Origin of the sequence: Cupriavidus sp. SIMBA_020 (assembly GCF_046535395.1) — a bacterium.
Lineage (GTDB): Bacteria > Pseudomonadota > Gammaproteobacteria > Burkholderiales > Burkholderiaceae > Cupriavidus > Cupriavidus campinensis.
In genome coordinates this window covers 1-233 of record NZ_JAWRWU010001739.1, presented here as the reverse complement: position 1 = coordinate 233, position 233 = coordinate 1, and the positions used below count along the sequence as shown (strand labels likewise).

Here is a 233-nt window from a genome sequence, read left to right as displayed (position 1 = left end):
CACGCTGTGCGGCACGACCGACACGCCCTCGCCCATCGCGACGAGCCCGAGCGCGATCTGCAGCTCGCGCGTCTCGTAGATGCGCCGCGGCTGCAGCGCGCGATCGTGGAATGCCGCGAGCACCTGGTCCGCATAGCTCGGCCGCGGCGCCTTCGGAAAGATGATCAGCGTGTCGTTCACGAGATCGTGCAGCGACAGCACGGGCTTCGCGCCGTCGAGCACGTGACCGACCG

1 protein-coding gene is annotated in these 233 nt (G+C 69.5%); it reads right to left on the bottom strand.

Annotated features, from left to right (window positions below):
• The coding region (locus tag SB751_RS35575) for a LysR substrate-binding domain-containing protein (RefSeq protein WP_410749681.1) at positions 1-233 on the bottom strand (233 nt) is incomplete at both ends.